This is a genomic window from Rossellomorea sp. YZS02, from assembly GCF_033963925.1.
Classification (GTDB): domain Bacteria; phylum Bacillota; class Bacilli; order Bacillales; family Bacillaceae_B; genus Rossellomorea.
The window spans coordinates 22517-41745 of the sequence record NZ_JAXBLY010000030.1 but is presented as its reverse complement, the minus strand read 5'-3'; the positions used below and the strand labels follow the sequence as shown (position 1 = coordinate 41745).

The following is a 19229-nucleotide window of genomic DNA, read 5'->3' as shown; positions in this document are numbered from 1 at the left end:
CGTGCCGAGACCCCGGAAGCGGTTTTTGCTGAGGAGGCTCGGCCGAACGTCCGTGGAAAGCGGAGCAGTTCCCTTCACCCTCCTGCACCACAACCTAAATGACAGAGCATCGTAAATCTAAGTTTGGATGCAAATAGCAACAATCTTTGGGAAAACAGCCTTATTTTAAAGAAACTCATTCAGTCCAACAAAAGGAAGTCCATTGCTAGCATTTTCATATAAATGAATATCCAAATCTGTCGAATTGTGGTATTTTGATAGAAACGACGTCTTCGAGTAGGTGTGAAAATGGTAAAGTCCTTTCAATACATATATAACGACGAGCACTCCCTGAATCAATTTATTATAGAGAACGGGTTAGATCGACATCCTTCTTTATTCATTCAAGCATTTGTAGGGAATTCCCAGCTTGAAGCCATACAGGAGCTTCAGGATCAAATAAATAGATTAGTTCCTCGAAGCACCCTTATCGGCTGCAGTTCCAAGGGACAAGTGGCAGACGGTAAAATCGTATCCGGCATTGTTTTATCATTTACACTATTTGAAAAAACCAAAGTGAAAGCTCTTTTACAAGAAAAATCAGACTCCAGTAAGCAGCTTGGAATACAAATGTGCGAAGAAATCGGTCAAGCGGACACGAAAGCATTCATTATTTTCTCAAGTCATTTACAGCTTGACGTACAGGAGTTCCTGGATGGAGTTTCAGAAGGCGGTGGTGATACTGTCATTGCCGGAGGTGTCTCTTCCGATCTTCCACAGAAAAGCCACACGTATGTATTCACTAATCAACATATCTCAACTGACGGGTTCGTTTCAGCCTCTTTAAATGGGGATGGATTAATGGTCCATTCCCATGTAGTAGAGGAATGGCAGGAAGTGGGGCCGGCATTCAAGGTTACGAAAGTAAGGGGACATATAGTAGACGGAATCAACTTTATGAAGCCCATCCGGTTGCTTGAAATGTACCTTGGTGAAAGATTCGTAAAGGATCTGCCAGATTCATCAATTGAATTCCCGTTTCTTGCGAAAGAAAAGAATGATTCGGTGGCCGTCTATATCATGAACGTACTGCCGAATGGAAGTGTGGAACTGAGCCAGGAAGTGGAAGAAGGGCAGGAGGTTTCGTTTGGATTTGCAAGCGTGCAGGATATCATCCAGACGACGACAAAACTCCTTGCTCAATTGAAACGCCATCCTGTAGAAACTCATTATGTATACAATTGTGTGGCAAGAAGGAGATATATAAGTGAAGTGACGAAGCAAGAGCTCTCCTATTTCAACCGGATTTCACAGGTGAGCGGGTTTTTCTCGTACGGTGAGTTTGGGCGAAAGGGCGGTAAGCCTAAACTTATGGCTCATTCACTGACCTATCTTGGACTTTCTGAAGGTGTACGAGAACCCATCAAGGATTTGAAAGTCGACTTTCAGTTAACTCCTGAAACAGACGCCATGATGTCGTTGACCCATTTAATCCATACAGCTGAAAAGGATATTCAAGAATTAACCCATAATATTCAAATATCGGAGGAGTATTACCGGTCCCTCTTCGATAATAATACAGATTTTGTATACAGTACGGATTTAAATGGCCGATTCAATTCTCTCAATCCTTCCTTCATTAAAACATTTGGCTTTACGAAAGATGAAATCCTCGGGAAGTCAGCTCTTCAATTTATCAGAGAAGAAGACACGGGAAGGGTAAGGCGTCATTTCTACCGTGCAATGGAAGGGAGGGAACAGTACTATGACCTCCCGATTGCATCCAAAAACGGAGAAGTGAATTTCTTTCAAATCAAGAATATCCCGATCACGGTTAACGGGGAATGTGTCGGGATCTTCGGGATAGGAAGGAATGTCACGAAAGAACGGCAATTCGAAAAGAAAATTACCCAACTTGCTTATTACGATGGTGAAACAGATCTCCCCAATAAGATGAAGTTCAGGGAAATCGTTGATGAACACATCAGTAGGGCAAAGAAGAAGAAGCGAGAGATGGCGGTTTTATTTCTGGACATGGACCGTTTCAAAATGATCAATGATACTCTGGGTCATTGGGCAGGTGATCTAATTATGAAAGAGCTTGCCAAAAGGATTCAGGCAACTCTACCGAAAGGTGCTTATCCCGGACGTTTCAGCGGAGATACATTTACGGTTCTGCTCACGAAAGATGTAAATGAATCCACCATATCAGACATTACAGATGCTATTATGAAAACGATTAAGGCACCGTTCACGTATCAGGGGAAAGAGTTCTACATTTCTGTCAGTATTGGCGTAGGGATATTCCCCCGGGATGGTGAAGAGTCTACCGATTTGTTAAGAAATGCAGATTCCGCTCTCACCCGGGCCAAATCAAAAGGTGGAAATAATACCGTTTATTTTTCCAGGGACATGAAGGAAGATAATACCCGCAAGGTTGAAATGGAAGCTCATTTGCGGAGGGCCATCGATCGCGAGGAGCTCTTCGTAGCTTATCAACCCATCATGAATATTTCTGACCGATCCCTTATCGGATGCGAGTCATTACTAAGGTGGCATCATCCATCATGGGGAATGATTTCACCAGTTGAATTCATTCCCCTGGCAGAAGAAACAGGGCTGATTTATGACATTGGTAAATGGGTTCTTGTTGAATCTTGTTTACAGTTGAAGAAATGGTTAGATCAACAAGCGGATGACTTCTATATATCTGTTAATGTTTCCGCACAACAATTTCAGCACCCTACGTTTCATTGTGATGTGAAAGAGGCATTAGTGATATCAGGACTTAAGCCTGAATATCTCTGTTTAGAGTTGACCGAGACAATCATGCTACATGACGCAGCCCACACCATCGAAGTGATGAAGTCCCTTGCAGATCTTGGGGTGAAGCTAGCTATCGATGATTTCGGCACTGGTTATTCGTCACTCAGTTACCTGAAGCATCTCCCCCTTCATATACTGAAGATTGATCGATCCTTTGTGCAGAATATGAATGATCATACACCCGATGTAGCAATTGTTCAGTCCATAGCGACCATGGGGAAAGGGTTGAATATGAAGGTTGTAGCTGAAGGAGTGGAAACGAACGAGCAATTTCAGTTACTGAAACAGCTTGGCTGTGATTATGCACAAGGATTTCTCATTGAGAGACCTATGTCGTCTGATAAAATGAACACCTATTTAGAGGGAAGGAATCTTGTGCCCAGCCAGAAACCATAAAAAGACCAATGCCTTTCAATTACGGAGGCATTGGTCTTTTTATTATGGGGGCATCATTAGATATTAAAACTCTCGATCACGATCCGCCTGCCGGTGCTTAGTGTGAATTCAAATCGATCGCGCTTCTTTTTATAGTAAGTGAAGTGATGCTGAACTGCACACACCTCCACACCGTTGTCGAAGGTGATGAAGTTCACGCCTTCCTTGATTTTTTGGTTCCCAAGGAATACAAGGTGGTTGTGACAAAAGATACTGTCATAAATCGAATAACCCAAATTGTTCAAGGCTGTTGTAAACTGATGAAAGGCATCATCAGAAATCTCTTCTAATAAATTCTCCAACGAATATAATATATTCTTCTTTATTTGAATTCGATCGCCATTCTCGATTCTTAATCTTTCGTAGGGTGTGACAATGATCCCGTCCTCTAAGAGAACACCGGCAAGCCATTCGCCATCTCTATATACTTTCAATTCATGATTGAGGTAAAATTCGAGCTCAGATTCTTCCTCGGCATCGATTTCGAAAAAGAACCACGTATCCTCCTCGAATAAAGCGGTACCTTCGGAATAGGACCTTTTTTGGGATTTTAAAATGTTTGATCGAAATATGTTGCTCAAGTGAATATCCCTCCTTAACTACATTTCTTGTCATAATTATCATATTTCATTCATGTGAAGATTGATTGAGACAATTAACCATTTCTATCGGTGAGCATAGAATAATTTATGTGTCAGTGAGCCCAGTTTGTTGGACTAGAAAGTGAGGATGATCACCATGTGCGGAATTACAGGTTGGATCCATTATAATCAAGATTTATCGAAACAAAAGGATGTAGTTGAAAAAATGGCGGAAACCCTTTCTAAAAGAGGGCCGGATGAAACGAACGTATGGATGGATCGACACGTTGCGTTTGGTCATAAACGGTTGATCGTAGTCGATCCGGCAGGTGGAAGGCAGCCAATGAGCCTTCATCATAACAATAACCTATTCACCATCTGTTATAACGGAGAACTATACAATACAGAAGATTTACGGAAAGTACTTATAGAGAAGGGATATTCGTTCAACGGACATTCTGATACGGAGGTATTGCTGACTTCTTATATAGAGTGGAGAGAAGAATGCGTTCACCATCTAAATGGTATATTTGCGTTTGCCGTATGGGATAGTGAGGAGGAGCATGTATTTATTGGGAGGGACCGAATGGGCGTAAAGCCTTTATTTTATTTCGAACAGGATGAAGGGATCTTGTTCGGTTCTGAGATAAAAGCTTTGCTTGCTCATCCCGATGTTTTGCCGCAGGTGGACCTCGAAGGCTTGGCGGAAGTGCTGGGGCTCGGGCCATCTCGTACACCAGGAAACGGTGTATTCAAAGGAGTGAAGGAGCTTCGTCCGGCACATGCCATGATTTTCTCGAAAGAGGGTTTGAACATTTGGAGATACTGGAATGTGAAAAGTGAGGAACATACCGATTCCTTTATCGAAACCGTTTCTAAAGTGCGCTTTCTTCTGACGGATGCCATAGAGAGGCAGCTTGTTTCCGATGTACCCTTATGTACCTTCTTATCAGGTGGACTTGATTCCAGTGCCATTACAGCCGTAGCAGCCAATTCATATAAAAAAGATGGAAAAGGGAATCTTCATACGTATTCCATTGACTATGAGGAAAATGATCAATACTTTAAAGCGAATGATTTTCAGCCGAACTCCGATGCACCATGGATTGAAAAAATGACTGAGGAATTCGATACGATTCATCACCGCTGTGAAATCAGCCAGCAAGAGCTTAAGGATCATTTAATTGAAGCGGTCCATGTAAGGGATCTTCCGGGGATGGCCGATGTGGATTCATCTCTCTTATGGTTTTGCCGGGAGATCAAACAGGACTTTACGGTAGGGCTTTCTGGTGAGTGCGCGGATGAAATCTTTGGTGGGTATCCGTGGTTCCACCGCCCGGAAGATTTCAATCGCAGAGGTTTCCCGTGGATGCGCTCTACAGCTGAACGCCAGGGTCTCTTGAAGGAAGAATGGAGTAAGAAATTAAATCTTGAAGAATACGTATTGGAGCAATATGACCGAACCGTTGCAGAAACCCCGATATTAGAAGGGGAAAATGAAGTGGAGACCAAGAGGAGACAATTATTCTACCTTAATTTACTTTGGTTCATGACGACGTTATTAGATCGAAAGGATCGCATGAGTATGGGCGCGAGCCTTGAGGTACGTGTGCCTTTTGCAGACCATAGACTTGTAGAATATGTCTGGAATATTCCGTGGGAGATGAAAATGCACGAAGGAAGAGAAAAAGGCATCCTGAGGAAGGCTCTTGAAGGAGTCCTGCCTCACGAAGTCCTGTATCGAAAGAAAAGCCCGTACCCGAAAACCCATCACCCGGTCTATACGAAGCTGGTCGGGGAGTGGCTGACCGAAATTCTTGAAGACAAATCGAGTATTCTTTATGAACTGTTTGATGAAAAGAAACTGAAGGAAATTGTCGCATCGGGAGGAGCTGCCTTCGAGGTACCGTGGTACGGCCAGCTCATGACAGGACCTCAGCTCCTCGCCCATCTTGCCCAGATACATGTTTGGTTCAAGGATTATAATATTGAGATTGTGGAATAGGAAGGAATTAAGAGACCGGTACAAACATAGATTAAACTAATAATGATTAGTAAAAGGAGGCATAGTAAAGGGGGATGAACTCTTATCTATGCCTTTTTCTTATTTAACCCTTGAGTTATCACTGTTGCAAAATAGCAACATAATGCAATTGGAGAGATCCGTAGGCGTTATTTAAGAGTTTATTATATATAGGACAAGCTTATACATGATAAAAACATATTTAATTGGAAAAATAGAGTTTATCTATTCTTTCTAGTGGAAAAGAGTTGTATAAGTATTGTATAATAAATGTACAAATAATTAAGCATTGGAGGCTATAACGATGGCCAAAAAAATAATCGTCATTGGCGCAGGTCCCGGAGGCTTGGCCGCGGCAATGCTTCTTGCCAGTAAAGGGTACAAAGTAGACGTATATGAGAAGCAATCATTTGTTGGCGGGCGAAATGGCTCTGTTACGATGGATGGTTATACATTCGATATAGGGCCGACATTCTTGAGTATGCCGGAAATTGCCGAAGAATTATTTGAGGAATCAGGGAGAAATCTTCATGACTATGTGGATTTACAGGAACTCTCCATGATGTATGAACTCATCTTTAAGGATAGAAAGGTTCAAATGTTTAAAGATCCTATAAAGCTGTCCGATGAAATCGAACGCCATTATCCCGGTAATGGAGAAGGGTATACCCGTTTCATGAATGATACACGAAAAAAAATGGAGAGGTTAAAACCGATCCTGCAGAGTCCGATGGATCGATATTATCAATATATCAGCTGGAAGGTTTTGAGAGCGCTGCCTCAGCTGTCACTGGGTAAATCGCTTTATAGCGTGTTGAGTGATTATTTTACAGAACATGAACTGCGGTTAGCCTTTACTTTTCAATCCAAGTATTTAGGGATGTCTCCATGGGAGTGTCCAGGGGCATTTTCCATTCTTTCCTTCATGGAGCACGAATATGGCATTTTCCATCCTATCGGAGGTTTGAATCAATTATCAAAGGCCATGGCAAAAGTGGTGAGAGAGTATGGCGGTTCAATCCATCTTGGCCAAGGAGTCAAAAAACTATGGATCGAAGACCGTGATGTGGTGAAAGGCATCATGACAGAAGATGGAGAAAAGATTGCCGCTGATGAAGTCATCATCAATGGGGACTTTGCCCACGTCATGAGTAATCTGGTTGAAGATGGTGTCTTAAAGAAATACAGTAAAGAAAAACTGAAAAAGAAAAAGTATTCCTGTTCGACCTTTATGATCTATTTGGGAATTGATAAACAGTATGACCTCCCCCATCACAGTATCGTGTTCGCAGAGGATTATAAGAGAAATGTTGAGGAAATAACGGAGACGTATACCCTTCCTGAAGATCCTTCCATTTATATTCAAAATGCTTCGGTTACAGATCCAACACTTGCGCCGACAGGGCATTCCACATTGTATATCCTTGCCCCCGTTCCGAACAACGTAAGCGGGATCGATTGGCAAGTGAATGAAAAAGTTTTCAGAGACCTGGTATTGGATGCGGTTGAAAGGAAAGCGGGACTTGAAAACATCCGTGACCATATCCAGGTCGAAAAAATCATTTCACCCCGTCATTGGGAAGTGGACTTCAATATTTATGAAGGGGCCACCTTTAACCTTGGTCATCAATTAACGCAGATGATGGCCCTCCGTCCACATAACCGGTTCGAAGAGCTTGAGAACTGCTGGCTGGTCGGAGGAGGCACTCATCCTGGAAGCGGATTGCCTACGATACTGGAATCTGCCCGAATCACAACCAATATGCTGATGAACGAAGACCCGTCCTATTCTTTCACTAAAGAACAAGCAATGGAGGAAGCTTTATGAAAACAGCAGTCATTGGATCGGGAATAGGTGGATTGATATCCGGGTTGTTATTGGCGAAGGAGGGTCACGACGTCACCGTCTATGAGAAAGAGTCTACCATCGGTGGGCGCCTTGCCTTTGTGAAGGAAGGTGAGTACAGAATTGATAAAGGGCCGACCATAGTGCTCCTTCCTGAAATGCTATTGTCCATTCTTTCGGAGGCGGGGATTGACACAGCCGATATTGAATTCATCCGGTGTGATCCGCTGTATCATATTCATTTTGCAGACGGTCAAACGTACAGGAAGTATGCTGATATCCATAAGCAGTATAAAGAAATTAAGGAGCAATTCCCGGGTGATGAAGAAGGATTTCTCCGATTTATGGATGACATGGATAGCAGATTCACAATCGGGAAGCCTCAATTCCTCGAGTCCTCGTTTTTGAACACGAGGGACTATCTTAATCCTCACACGATAGGTTCATTACTCAAATTAAAAGCTTATCGGAATGTAATGGGGAATTTGAAGCGTTATTTTCATCACGAAAAGCTTCAGACAGCCTATGGCCTGCAAACATTATACATTGGTGGGAATCCATACAGTACTCCAGCCATTTATAGTTTAGTTTCCTATAGTGAGCATAAGCATGGTATCTATTATATTAAAGGTGGCTATGCAGGCTTATTGGACCATGTGGAAAAAGCGTGTGAACGAAATGGCGTCACGATCAAGACATCGTCTCCTGTCACAGAAATCGAAACTGAGGGAGGGAAAGCCACGCATATTGTTGTTAGAGGCAAGCGAGAAGAAATCGACTCCGTGATCGTCAATGGAGACTTTCCCACAGCATCAAAATTATTGAAAAAGAAATCCCCTAAATCCTACCAGCCATCATCGGGATGTGTGCTTTTATATATGGGGGTCGATGGGAAGTTTGATGATAAGGAATTGCATCAATTTTATTTAAACGAAAATTTCTCGAGGAATATGGAGGATATTTTCAAGAATAAGAGAATTCCTAAAGAACCTTCATTTTACGTTTTTAATCCATCTAAGCTCGATCCCTCCCTGGCGCCAGAAGGGAAAAGTGTCTTATATGTACTCATTCCTGTTCCTGTATCCGATGATTTGGATTGGAAGGAAGCTTCAGAATTTCTTTCTAACCTCGTATTAGATACAATGGAGGAAAGAGGATTCGATGAGCTTAAGAAACGAATCACGTGGTTAAAGGTCAGGTCGCCTGAAGAAGCAATGCAGGAGGGACTGTATTCAGGTGGAAGTTTCGGCATTGCGCCGAGTCTCTTACAGTCGGGTCCGTTCAGACCCCAGGTACAACCGTTTGCGGAGAAAAATATCTTTGCTGTCGGTGCATCCATCCACCCCGGTGGAGGAGTACCGATTGTCATGCAAGGTGCAAAACTGGTTGCTGAAGCCTTCAAAGAATATTTTAAATCAGAATCGGAAAGGAAGGATGTGTCCTTACATGAACAGGATCTTGGAAGCATACGATCATTGTGAGAATATCATTAAGCTTCATTCCAAAACATTTTACAGAGCGTTCTCTCTTTTACCAAAAGATCAGAAAAAGGCCGTTTGGGCTGTGTATGCATTTTGTCGCAAAGTAGATGATATCGTTGATGAGGGCACAAGTCCTTTTGATGAATTGCATCAGTTCGAATTGGAATTTGAATCTTTTTTAACCGGGTTTTACAACCACAATCAACCAATGTGGATTGCGTTGGATGATGTGTTTAAGCGTTTTAATATGGACGTCCAGGCCTTCCGTGATATGATCAGGGGCCAAAGGATGGATCTCGGCGAAAGGGTCTATGTGAATATGGAAGATGTACTGGATTATTCCTATCACGTAGCGAGCACAGTCGGATTAATGCTCCTTCCTATACTTGCTCCCGGGAAAGAACAGCATTTGAGGGAAGACGGAATCTATCTGGGGTATGCCATGCAGCTTACCAATATATTAAGAGACATCGGCGAGGATCTGGAAAGAGGAAGATTATATATTCCCCAGGATCTTTTAGTAAAATATGAATATACCGTTACGGATTTGAAGGAATATAGAATCAATGATGCCTTTCAGTCCCTATGGGAAGAAATGGCCGGTTTAGCTGAAGGCTATTATGAAAAGGCCTTTCGCACGATGAACCTTTACCCTGTCTATTCAAGAACCCCTGTTAAGGGAGCTGCCCTGCTATACCGGGCGATCCTGGATGAGGTGAGAAATAATCACTACAATGTGTTTTCCAAGAAGCACTTTGTTTCTAAAGATGCAAAAGAGAAAATCATATCGAGCATTTCATAATTAAGCTCATATGGAGGCTGTCAAATGGCCTGCATATGAGCTTATGTTTGTGTGGTTCAACTTGAATAACGGATGTAAAAATGAAAAAAGAGCCGCTAAGAGCAGCTCTTCTGTCGTTATATTGTGTTTCGTTGATTCATGTCGCTCACTTTCCCTGTTCCGATCGAGTTCAAGCGATCGACTAAATCAGATCCGAATGGAGAAGCAGAAGAAACGTTTGATTCCAGCACTGTATCTTTTAGTTCGTATGCATTGGAACCATGTTCTGTAAAGTCCAATCCTGATAGCTCTTCTTCACGTGATACGCGGATACTTGATACTCTCGTTACGATGTAAAGGAATCCTCCGGCACTGATGGAGGTCCAGGCAATGACGGCTAAAACACCGAGTGCTTGAATGGCTACTAATGAAGCGCCTCCGCCATAAAATAACCCGTTTTGAATATCAAATAAACCTACAGCAACCGTTCCCCAAACCCCGCAGATTCCATGAACCGCAATGGCACCGACAGGATCATCTACTTTCAATTTCGAATCGATGAACGTCACGGCTTCGACAAGGATGACCCCGGCTATTAGACCTATTATGAGAGATCCCACAAGCGATACGTTGGCGCAACCGGCAGTGATCCCGACAAGTCCACCAAGGGCACCGTTAAGTGTCAGGGATGGATCGATACGTTTGAATCGGATCAACGTGTAGAAAGCGGATGAAAGAATGGCAGCAGATGCTGAAAATAAGGTTGTCGTGATGACCTGAGGAACAAGGGTCGGATCAGCTGCCAGACTGCTGCCGCCGTTAAAGCCGAACCATCCAAACCAAAGGATGAATACGCCGAGGGCACCGATCGGTATGTTATGACCAGGGATGACATTCACTTTACCTTTGTTGTATTTGCCTATTCGGGCTCCAAGGAATAGAACAGTAATGAATGCCCCTACAGCACCAGTCAAATGGACGACGGTAGATCCGGCGAAATCGACGAATCCAAGCTCTGACAGCCATCCGCCTCCCCAAACCCAATGGCCCACAATCGGATAGATGACTCCCGTCATGGCCACGGTCAAAAGGATATAGCTCTTTAGCTTCATTCTTTCGGCAACTGCCCCCGAAATGATTGTCGCACAGGTAGCAGCGAAGACGGATTGGAATAGGAAGAAACCGATATCCTCACGTCCCGACAGGAAAAAGCTATCTGATCCAATGATTCCACCAGAAGATCCGCCGAACATGAAGCCGAATCCTACGATGAAATACAGGACTGATGCAATGGCTACTGTCAGGAAATTTTTCATTAATATATTGAGAGAGTTCTTGGCACGGGTGAATCCAGTTTCAACCATTGCGAATCCGGCGTGCATGAAGAATACAAGGATGGCAGCAATCATCACCCAAAGAGAGTCTACAGATGCCTGAACCGACTCCGCAGTTGGTGCAGCCGCGAATGCAGTGGAGCTAACGAACAATGACAGAAATAAAAGAGCTGAAATCTTTTTAATCAATGGTATCCCTCCAAATTGAGTTTGGCCGTGGCTGAAGTATCGAATATGGTGAATGGTAACCTATAAAACTGCTTTTCTTCCCCGTTCACCCGTTCGAATCCGAACGACTTCTTCAACAGGGTAAATGAAAATCTTTCCGTCTCCTACGGTTTCAGTGCTGCAGTGCTCCACGATAAGGTCAATGATGTCTTCCACTTGCCCATCGTCAACGATCATTTCCACTTTGATGCGTGGGACCAATTGAAGTTCAAATTTGTTTCCCCTGAATATACCCTGCTTTCCTTTTTGTTTTCCGCAGCCTGCTGCTTCTGATACGGTCAGTCCGCTGAATCCACGAAGACATAAAGCTTCTCGTAAAGACAAAAATGCTTCTGCCCGAATGATCGCTTCTACTTTTTTCATCTTTATTTCCTCCCTTTACTATTGGTTTATTCAATATGACTTCTTTGATGTTAGGTTTTGTAACATGAATAAGTTATATTATTTATCATATTCAGAAAATAACAAAAGTTCAAGTGTTAATTTATAATGTAAGCGTTTTTATGTAAAAAAAGTTAACATGAATTAATGATGGCGCTTACATTTAAGGGTTTAAAAAAGAGTCAGCTCGTTTTGCGAGCTGACTCTTTTGGATAGGGACGTAAGGTCCGTCCCTCTAAATGGCGTCTTTGTCACTTTGGGTGAAGCGTTTGTGAATCCATACTTTGGATCGCCAGCGTTTGAGCATGATGATGCCCCTCAGCCATTCGTCGGCTATAAAGGAGATCCAGATTCCGACGAGTCCGAGGCCGAACCAGATTCCGAGTATGTAGGAGAGTGTGACGCTGACTCCCCACATGGACATAATCCCCATGTAGACGGGAAAACGTACATCACCAGTGGCCCTGAGTGCGTTGATGACCACAAGGTTAAAACTTCTTCCCGGTTCTAGGATGATCGTCAGGTAGATCAACGTCTTACCGAGAGAAATGATTTCTTCGTTGCTGGTGAAAATCCGGAGAAGTGGTTCTGCTGCAACGGAAAATATAGCAGCCATGATAAGGGAGATGATGATGGCTATCTTCAAGCTTTTCAAGCACCGTTCGTAGGCACTGTCAAATTCCTTCGCTCCAACCATATGTCCGATGATGATCTGTGTCCCCTGGCTGATCGCCACGCTGAATAAAAAGATGAACATCATCAGGTTCTGGGCATAAACCTTTGTCGTCAGCGCATTGGTCCCGATGCTTGCAATGAAATACGTAATGACCATCTGCGATCCATTATAAGACAGATGCTCTCCGGCTGAAGGGATCCCGATGCGTAGAAGATTTTTAACGTGAGACATAGGAAGGCTGAATAATGTCCCCAATGGAAGAGCGGTCGGTATTCGCTTCCATATTACGATAAGACTTACGATAAAGCCTATCAGTCTTGAGGTGATGGTGGAAATAGCCACCCCTTCTACCCCTAACACAGGAACACCAAAAGGTCCGAAAATAAATAAGTAGTTCCCGATTACATTGATGATATTCATGCCGATTGTGATATACATGGCATCTTTCGTATACCCGTAGCTTCTCATGATAGCCCCTGCAGTCATGATCAGGGCCTGTATAAAAGCAAATCCTCCTACGATTTTCAAATAGGAAGAAGCCTCATTCATGAGAGGACGTGGAAGATCCATGGAGAGTAGGATTGGCTTGCTGAAAAATACAAGGGCGACACTCAGTAGTAAGCCGAATATCAAGTTGACGGCAATGGAAACGATCGAGACTTCCCCGGCCAGTCGATTTTCTTCGGCTCCTAAGTGCTGGGCGACAAGGATGGCGGTACCCGTAGCGACAAACCCGAACATCACTATAATCAGTGATAGGATCTGATTAGATACCCCGACAGCCGCAACTGAGTCATCCGAGTACTGACTCAGCATTAATGTGTCCGCGTTCCCCATGAGCATGTGAAGGAATATTTCAATGAAAATCGGCCAGGTTAGGGCAAAGAGGGTCATGTTTTTTTGATTCTTGCTCATACGTGTTCTCCTTTAACTGGCCGGGGGATGGCCAGTCTTCTTAAATAGATAAGGGGACTACCCATAAAGGTGTAGTCCCGTATTTAGTGACAACAAGTTACTAAAATTGGAGGATGGCAAAATCGAATCCTTTAAGTGTTACTTCGATTGATTCTGCTTCAGCGGCAAATTCCTCTCCACTCCAAACATTCGTAATCTTCTTGCCCTTTAGTTCAAACGGCAGTGTGTATGTGGTTGATTCCTCACTGCAGTTCAATAGCACAAGAATCGTTTCCTCTCCATTCGATTTAGTGAAGGCAAGACAATGCTCATGAATGTCACCCGGTAAGAAGGATAAGTTCCCTTCATTCCTGAGTAAAGGAAGCTCTTGTCTGAGATTGATATGCTTTTTGATATGCTCGAATAGTTCTTTGTTATGCTGATCTTCCTCCCAAGGGAAGCATTTTCTGCACCCTGGATCCTGTTCCCCGGTCAAACCAATTTCGTCCCCGTAATAAATGCATGGCGTTCCGATGAATGTAAGCATAAACGTGTATATTTGTTTAACACGACGGATGTCTTCCTCGCATTCTGTCAAAATACGGGGAGTATCATGACTTCCAACAAGATTGAAATTCACTTCATTTACGGTTTTAGGATACATATGAACGACAGACGTCATATTCTCCACAAACCGGGCAGGAGAGATAGTTTGCCTGGCGAACAGATTCAAGAGGTTCGTCGTAAATGGATAATTCATGACCGCATCAAATTGATCACCTCTTAACCAGGGCATAGAGTCATGCCAGATTTCACCCAGGATGTACACGTCGGGTTTGATGGTCTTGACTTCTTTTCTAAATTCACGCCAGAAGTGGTGGTCCACTTCATTAGCGACGTCTAAGCGCCATCCGTCAATATCGAATTCATTGATCCAATATCGTCCGACACCCAATAAATAATTCCTTACTTCTTCGTTTTCAGTATTTAACTTCGGCATGGAAGGTTCGAATGCAAACGTATCGTAGTTGGGAGGCTTGCTTTCAATATCCAGAGGGAAATCATGTGCATGGAACCAATTGCGGTAGTGGGATTCTTCACCTTTTTCCAGAACATCCTGGAACTGCTCGAAATAGAAACCACTATGGTTAAACACAGCATCGAGCATCACTTTGATCCCATTTTCATGACAAGCCTTGATTAATTCCTTTAATGTTTCTTTTGTACCAAATTGTGGATCAATTTCAAAATAATCAATGGTGTCATATTTATGGTTGGAGTGTGCCTTAAAGATGGGGGTGAAATAGATCCCTGTAATTCCAAGCTCTTTAAGGTAAGGTATATTCTGAGTCACACCTTCCAGATCCCCACCGAAGAAATTGGTTGGTGTCGGGTCTGCGCTATTCCAAGGGAGCGCTCCTTCGGGGTCATTCTCTGGATTCCCGTTCGCGAATCGCTCCGGGAAAATTTGATACCATACTGTATCTTTCACCCAGGAAGGGGCATTGAACACATCGATGGAATTCAAGAATGGAAAGCAGAAGAAATCTCCAATATCACTGGAAGGGGATCCGTTGAACCCTTTTTCTCCATAAAATATTTCCTCTGTTTCATCCCCAAGAAGAAACCCATATCGAAGCCGCCTGTAGGGAGGGGTAATGGGAGCGAACCAATAATCAAATAGATGATCAGAACCGGTAATGACCATTTCTTTATGATTATACAGCCATTTTCCGTCTTCCCATTGATAAGGGTCGCCATGGAGAAGGGTGACAGAGTTTACGTCATTCTTCTTTGTGCGTAGACGAATGTGTAATTCTTCATTAGTGCAAGCGTATGCATAATTGTCTTTCGGTCTATGATAAACAGCTTCCAAGAGCATCGTCGTTCCTCCTCATTTCTATTTCCTTTAAAGAGTATTCTAAACAAGCTTCTATGTCAATAATACGGTTGTAAAGGAATAAAGCGTTTTCGTTTTTCTTGTGACTATTAAAAAAAATTTAAAAAAGTATTGTCAAAAGGATTATAGTTTGTATAATAAGAGATAGGTTGTGCAATCGTTTTCACAAAGTATGTAAGCGATATCTTTTAAGTTTTTTTGATAGTGTGTGCAAGCGTTTGTTCAATCTGAAATATGAATCAATAGTTTTAACATACTTAGGAGGGGTCGAAATGAAGAAAGCGTTATCATTGCTGATGGTAATCATGCTTGTATTAGGGGCGCTCGCTGCTTGTGGTCCAAACCGTGAGGAAGGATCGGGCGACAGCGGAGAGAAAAAGACAGACGATGCAAACAAACCTGAAAAACTGGTTGTCTGGGAAGACCAAGAGAAAACTGGATGGCTGGATGAAGTAGGTGCCAAGTTCGAAGAAGAAACTGGTATTAAAGTAGAAGTAAAAGAAGTCGAAATGGCTACAAAGATGAAAGAACAATTACGTTTAGACGGTCCAGCAGGTACGGGCCCGGACGTTTTAACATTACCGCATGACCAAATCGGTGAGCTTGCTCTTGCAGGGCATATCGCTCCTTTAGAAGTGGACGGGGAAATTGAAAAGCGTTTCACCGAGTCTTCTATGACAGCTGAAAGTTATGACGGGAAGTTATATGGACTGCCAAAATCTTCTGAAACACCTGTATTTGTATACAACAAGGCGTTAATGGAAGAAGCTCCAAAGACAATGGATGAAGTTTACACTTTCTCTAAAGATTTCACAAAAGACGGAAAATATGGTTTCTTAGCCCTTTGGGATAACTTCTATTTTGCACATGCACCGATCGGTGGATTCGGCGGATATGTTTTTGCTGAAAAAGATGGTGCTTTAGATTCGAAAGATCTAGGCTTAAATAATGAAGGTGCCGTTGAAGGTACTGAATATATTCAAAAATGGTACACAGAAGGATTATTCCCTAAAGGAATCATCGGGGAAAATGGCGGATCTGCACTTGACGGTCTTTTCGGAGAAGGAAAAGTTGCATCTGTCATGAACGGACCTTGGTCTTTCCAAGGGTATAAAGATGCCGGCATCGACATCGGTATCTCTGCAATGCCTAAACTTCCAAACGGTGAGCCAATGAAAACATTCATGGGTGTTAAAGGATGGCATGTATCAGGTTACTCTAAAAACAAAGAGTGGGCTCAAAAATTCATCGAATTCATCACTCAAGACGAGTATGCTAAATTACGTTTTGAACAAACACAGGAAGTTCCAACGAATGAAGGTTTGATCGACGATCCTGCGATCGCTGACAATCCTGGTGCAAAAGCGGTTGCCGAGCAATCACAATATGCGGTTCCAATGCCGAATATCCCTGAAATGGGAGAAGTTTGGGGACCAATGGCTGATTCACTTCAAACAGTTGTAACAGGTAAGCAAGAACCAAAAGCGGCTCTTGATGCAGCTGTGAAACAAATTCAGCAAAACATTGATGCAAATCACTCAAACTAATATCAATTATAGCGGTACCTTCTCATCTTGAGAGGTACTGCTATCCTTTTAAAGACCTATTCAAGGGCTTTTTAAGGAAATAAACACTTCTTTTCTTAAAAAGCTCTTGAAGCTTATCAAAATCGTGAACGTAGAAAGGGGAATATAGGATGGAGCAACAATCCTATCAAACAAAACATAAAAAAACAGCGCTGGCCCTTTCCCTAATCCCTGGATTAGGTCAGATGTATCATAGACAGTTTATGAAGGGCGGATTCTTCCTGATCATGACAGCCGCCTTTATCCTTGTCTTCAGAGATTTGATCAGCTACGGATTATGGGGGATAACCACCCTCGGGACAGACGTCTCATATGGAGATCACTCCATTTTCTTAATGGTATACGGAATTCTTGCCATCATAGTATGTATTTTCGGTATCGGCTTTTATCTGTTCAATCTTCGGGACGCGTATAAAAACGGAGAAAAGAGAGACAGGGGAGAGAAACTTAGCACCATTCGCGAACAGTACAGAAATTTAGTGGACAATGGATTTCCATATCTTATAATGTCGCCAGGATTTCTTCTGCTCGTATTCGTCGTCATTTTTCCGATCATCTTTGTTGTCCTACTTGCTTTTACAAACTACGATTTGTACCATTCACCACCGGCTAAATTAGTCGATTGGGTGGGGATTCAAAACTTTGTTGATATTTTCAAGATTGATATTTGGAGAGAAACATTCATTACCGTACTTGCCTGGACCCTCGTTTGGACATTCGGTGCCACAACGCTTCAGGTGGCACTTGGTGTATTCCTTGCAATCCTTGTCAATCAAAAGGATTTGAAAGGGAAAGCCATCATCCGTACAGTCTTCATCCTGCCTTGGGCCATCCCGGCTTTTGTTTCAATCCTGGTGTTTGCCGGTATGTTCAATGAATCATTCGGAACAATTAATCGTGACATTTTAGGATTCTTCGGCATTGAAGGGCTTCCTTGGATGACAGAACCGATGTATACACGAATTGCCCTGATTGGAATTCAGGCTTGGCTCGGATTCCCATTCATCTTTGCAATGACAACGGGAGTGCTTCAATCGATTCCGGATGAGCTTTATGAAGCAGCGACGGTGGACGGGGCATCAGCTTTTCAGAAATTCAAGAACATTACGTTGCCACTCGTGCTTTTTGCAACGGCACCAATCATCATTACCCAATACACATTTAACTTTAATAACTTTAATGTTATTTATTTGTTTAATGGCGGGGGGCCTGCCCTGACAGGACAAAATGCTGGTGGGACGGACATTCTGATTTCCTGGATCTACAGCTTGACGATGACGTCTGCACAATATTCGAAAGCCGCTGCCATCACATTATTATTATCCATCATCGTCATCACAGTAGCGATATGGCAGTTCAAGAGAACGAAATCATTCCAAGAAGAGGATATGATGTAATATGAATATGAAGAGACAGAAACTCATACGTTTAACACTTTCATACGCAGCCATTGGAATCATGTTTGCCTTGATCCTTTACCCGGTTGCCTGGATCATTGGATCTTCTTTCAATCCGGGTCAAAGTTTATCCGGTTCTTCCATTATTCCGAAGAATGCAACATTGGCACATTACAAGGAACTATTTGATCTCGAAAAAAGTAATTATATGCTTTGGTACTGGAATTCATTGAAGGTCAGTTTATCCACGATGGCCCTGACTGTCTTACTCGTCAGTTTAACGGCCTATTCATTCTCACGTTACCGGTTTGCCGGTCGTAAGAATGGGCTGATGACATTCTTGATCTTACAAATGATACCGAACTTCGCCGCACTGATTGCGATTTTCGTACTAGCACTGTTAACGAAACTTTTAGATACTCATATTGGTTTGATCCTCGTTTATGTTGGAGGTCAAATTCCGATGAACACATGGCTGATGAAAGGGTATCTGGATACGATCCCGAAAGAGCTTGATGAATCAGCCAAGATGGATGGAGCGGGACATTTACGGATTTTCTTCCAGATCGTCATGCCCCTTGCGAAGCCGATTATTGCAGTGGTTGCACTGTTTTCTTTCATCGCACCATTTGCAGATTTCATCATTGCAAGCATCCTGTTGCGTTCAGAAAAGATGTACACATTACCGGTTGCCCTTTATGATATGGTGGCAAAACAGTTCGGAGCAGAATTTACGACCTTTGCTGCCGGCTCTGTGCTTATTGCCGTACCGATTGCCCTATTATTCCTGTTCTTCCAGAAATACTTCGTTTCAGGATTGACGGCAGGGGGTACAAAAGGATAATCTTATAGGCGTTACTAACATTTTTAGGAGGAGCGGA

Annotated in this window: 13 protein-coding genes; 8 read left to right on the top strand and 5 right to left on the bottom strand. The window is 42.9% G+C overall.

Annotation, left to right across the window (positions count from 1 at the left end):
* The first annotated feature begins 288 nt into the window (after nt 1-288).
* Nucleotides 289-3201 carry an EAL domain-containing protein gene (locus SLH55_RS21820; protein WP_320324444.1) on the top strand — a complete coding sequence of 971 codons (2913 nt, stop codon included), beginning with the start codon at nt 289-291 and terminating at the stop codon, nt 3199-3201.
* A 56-nt stretch (nt 3202-3257) separates the two neighbouring features.
* On the opposite strand, the gene SLH55_RS21815 is transcribed toward SLH55_RS21820, so the two are convergent.
* Nucleotides 3258-3821 (bottom strand): DUF2777 family protein, encoded by a 564-nt coding sequence (locus SLH55_RS21815; protein ID WP_219166978.1) that lies wholly within the window; start codon nt 3819-3821, stop codon nt 3258-3260.
* 148 nt (nt 3822-3969) lie between these two features.
* Here SLH55_RS21815 and asnB point away from each other — a divergent pair, with 148 nt between their 5' ends.
* The 4 genes from asnB to SLH55_RS21795 all read left to right on the top strand — a co-directional run bounded on the left by asnB (nt 3970) and on the right by SLH55_RS21795 (nt 9973).
* On the top strand, nt 3970-5826 hold the full coding sequence (asnB, locus tag SLH55_RS21810; RefSeq protein ID WP_219166977.1) for an asparagine synthase (glutamine-hydrolyzing): 1857 nt from the start codon (nt 3970-3972) through the stop codon (nt 5824-5826).
* A 322-nt stretch (nt 5827-6148) separates the two neighbouring features.
* Nucleotides 6149-7672, top strand: a complete 1524-nt coding sequence (locus tag SLH55_RS21805; protein ID WP_320324443.1) for a phytoene desaturase family protein — start codon at nt 6149-6151, stop codon at nt 7670-7672.
* Nucleotides 7669-9171 carry a phytoene desaturase family protein gene (locus SLH55_RS21800; RefSeq protein WP_320324442.1) on the top strand — a complete coding sequence of 501 codons (1503 nt, stop codon included), beginning with the start codon at nt 7669-7671 and terminating at the stop codon, nt 9169-9171. Before SLH55_RS21805 ends, SLH55_RS21800 begins: the two co-directional genes overlap by 4 nt.
* Nucleotides 9137-9973 carry a phytoene/squalene synthase family protein gene (locus SLH55_RS21795; RefSeq protein WP_219166974.1) on the top strand — a complete coding sequence of 279 codons (837 nt, stop codon included), beginning with the start codon at nt 9137-9139 and terminating at the stop codon, nt 9971-9973. Before SLH55_RS21800 ends, SLH55_RS21795 begins: the two co-directional genes overlap by 35 nt.
* A 116-nt stretch (nt 9974-10089) precedes the next feature.
* On the opposite strand, the gene SLH55_RS21790 is transcribed toward SLH55_RS21795, so the two are convergent.
* From SLH55_RS21790 to SLH55_RS21775, 4 genes are all read right to left on the bottom strand, one after another.
* Nucleotides 10090-11475 carry an ammonium transporter gene (locus tag SLH55_RS21790; protein ID WP_320324441.1) on the bottom strand — a complete coding sequence of 462 codons (1386 nt, stop codon included), beginning with the start codon at nt 11473-11475 and terminating at the stop codon, nt 10090-10092.
* Nucleotides 11476-11535: 60 nt separating this feature from the next.
* The gene (locus tag SLH55_RS21785; protein WP_219166972.1) at nt 11536-11877 is read right to left on the bottom strand and encodes a P-II family nitrogen regulator; all 342 of its coding nucleotides are present in this window, start codon (nt 11875-11877) and stop codon (nt 11536-11538) included.
* A 253-nt stretch (nt 11878-12130) separates the two neighbouring features.
* Nucleotides 12131-13486 (bottom strand): MATE family efflux transporter, encoded by a 1356-nt coding sequence (locus tag SLH55_RS21780; RefSeq protein WP_219166971.1) that lies wholly within the window; start codon nt 13484-13486, stop codon nt 12131-12133.
* Nucleotides 13487-13586: 100 nt separating this feature from the next.
* Nucleotides 13587-15347 (bottom strand): alpha-glycosidase, encoded by a 1761-nt coding sequence (locus SLH55_RS21775; protein ID WP_320324440.1) that lies wholly within the window; start codon nt 15345-15347, stop codon nt 13587-13589.
* Nucleotides 15348-15637: 290 nt separating this feature from the next.
* Between SLH55_RS21775 and SLH55_RS21770 the strand changes: the two genes are divergently transcribed.
* The 3 genes from SLH55_RS21770 (at nt 15638) to SLH55_RS21760 (ending at nt 19192) form a co-directional block, all read left to right on the top strand.
* Nucleotides 15638-16912, top strand: coding sequence for an extracellular solute-binding protein (locus SLH55_RS21770; RefSeq protein WP_219166969.1), 1275 nt, complete (start codon nt 15638-15640; stop codon nt 16910-16912).
* A 149-nt stretch (nt 16913-17061) separates the two neighbouring features.
* The gene (locus SLH55_RS21765; RefSeq protein ID WP_219166968.1) at nt 17062-18348 is read left to right on the top strand and encodes a carbohydrate ABC transporter permease; all 1287 of its coding nucleotides are present in this window, start codon (nt 17062-17064) and stop codon (nt 18346-18348) included.
* 1 nt (nt 18349) lies between these two features.
* Nucleotides 18350-19192: a sugar ABC transporter permease gene (locus SLH55_RS21760; protein ID WP_219166967.1), complete on the top strand. Its 843-nt coding sequence runs from the start codon at nt 18350-18352 to the stop codon at nt 19190-19192.
* The last annotated feature ends 37 nt before the right edge of the window (nt 19193-19229 follow it).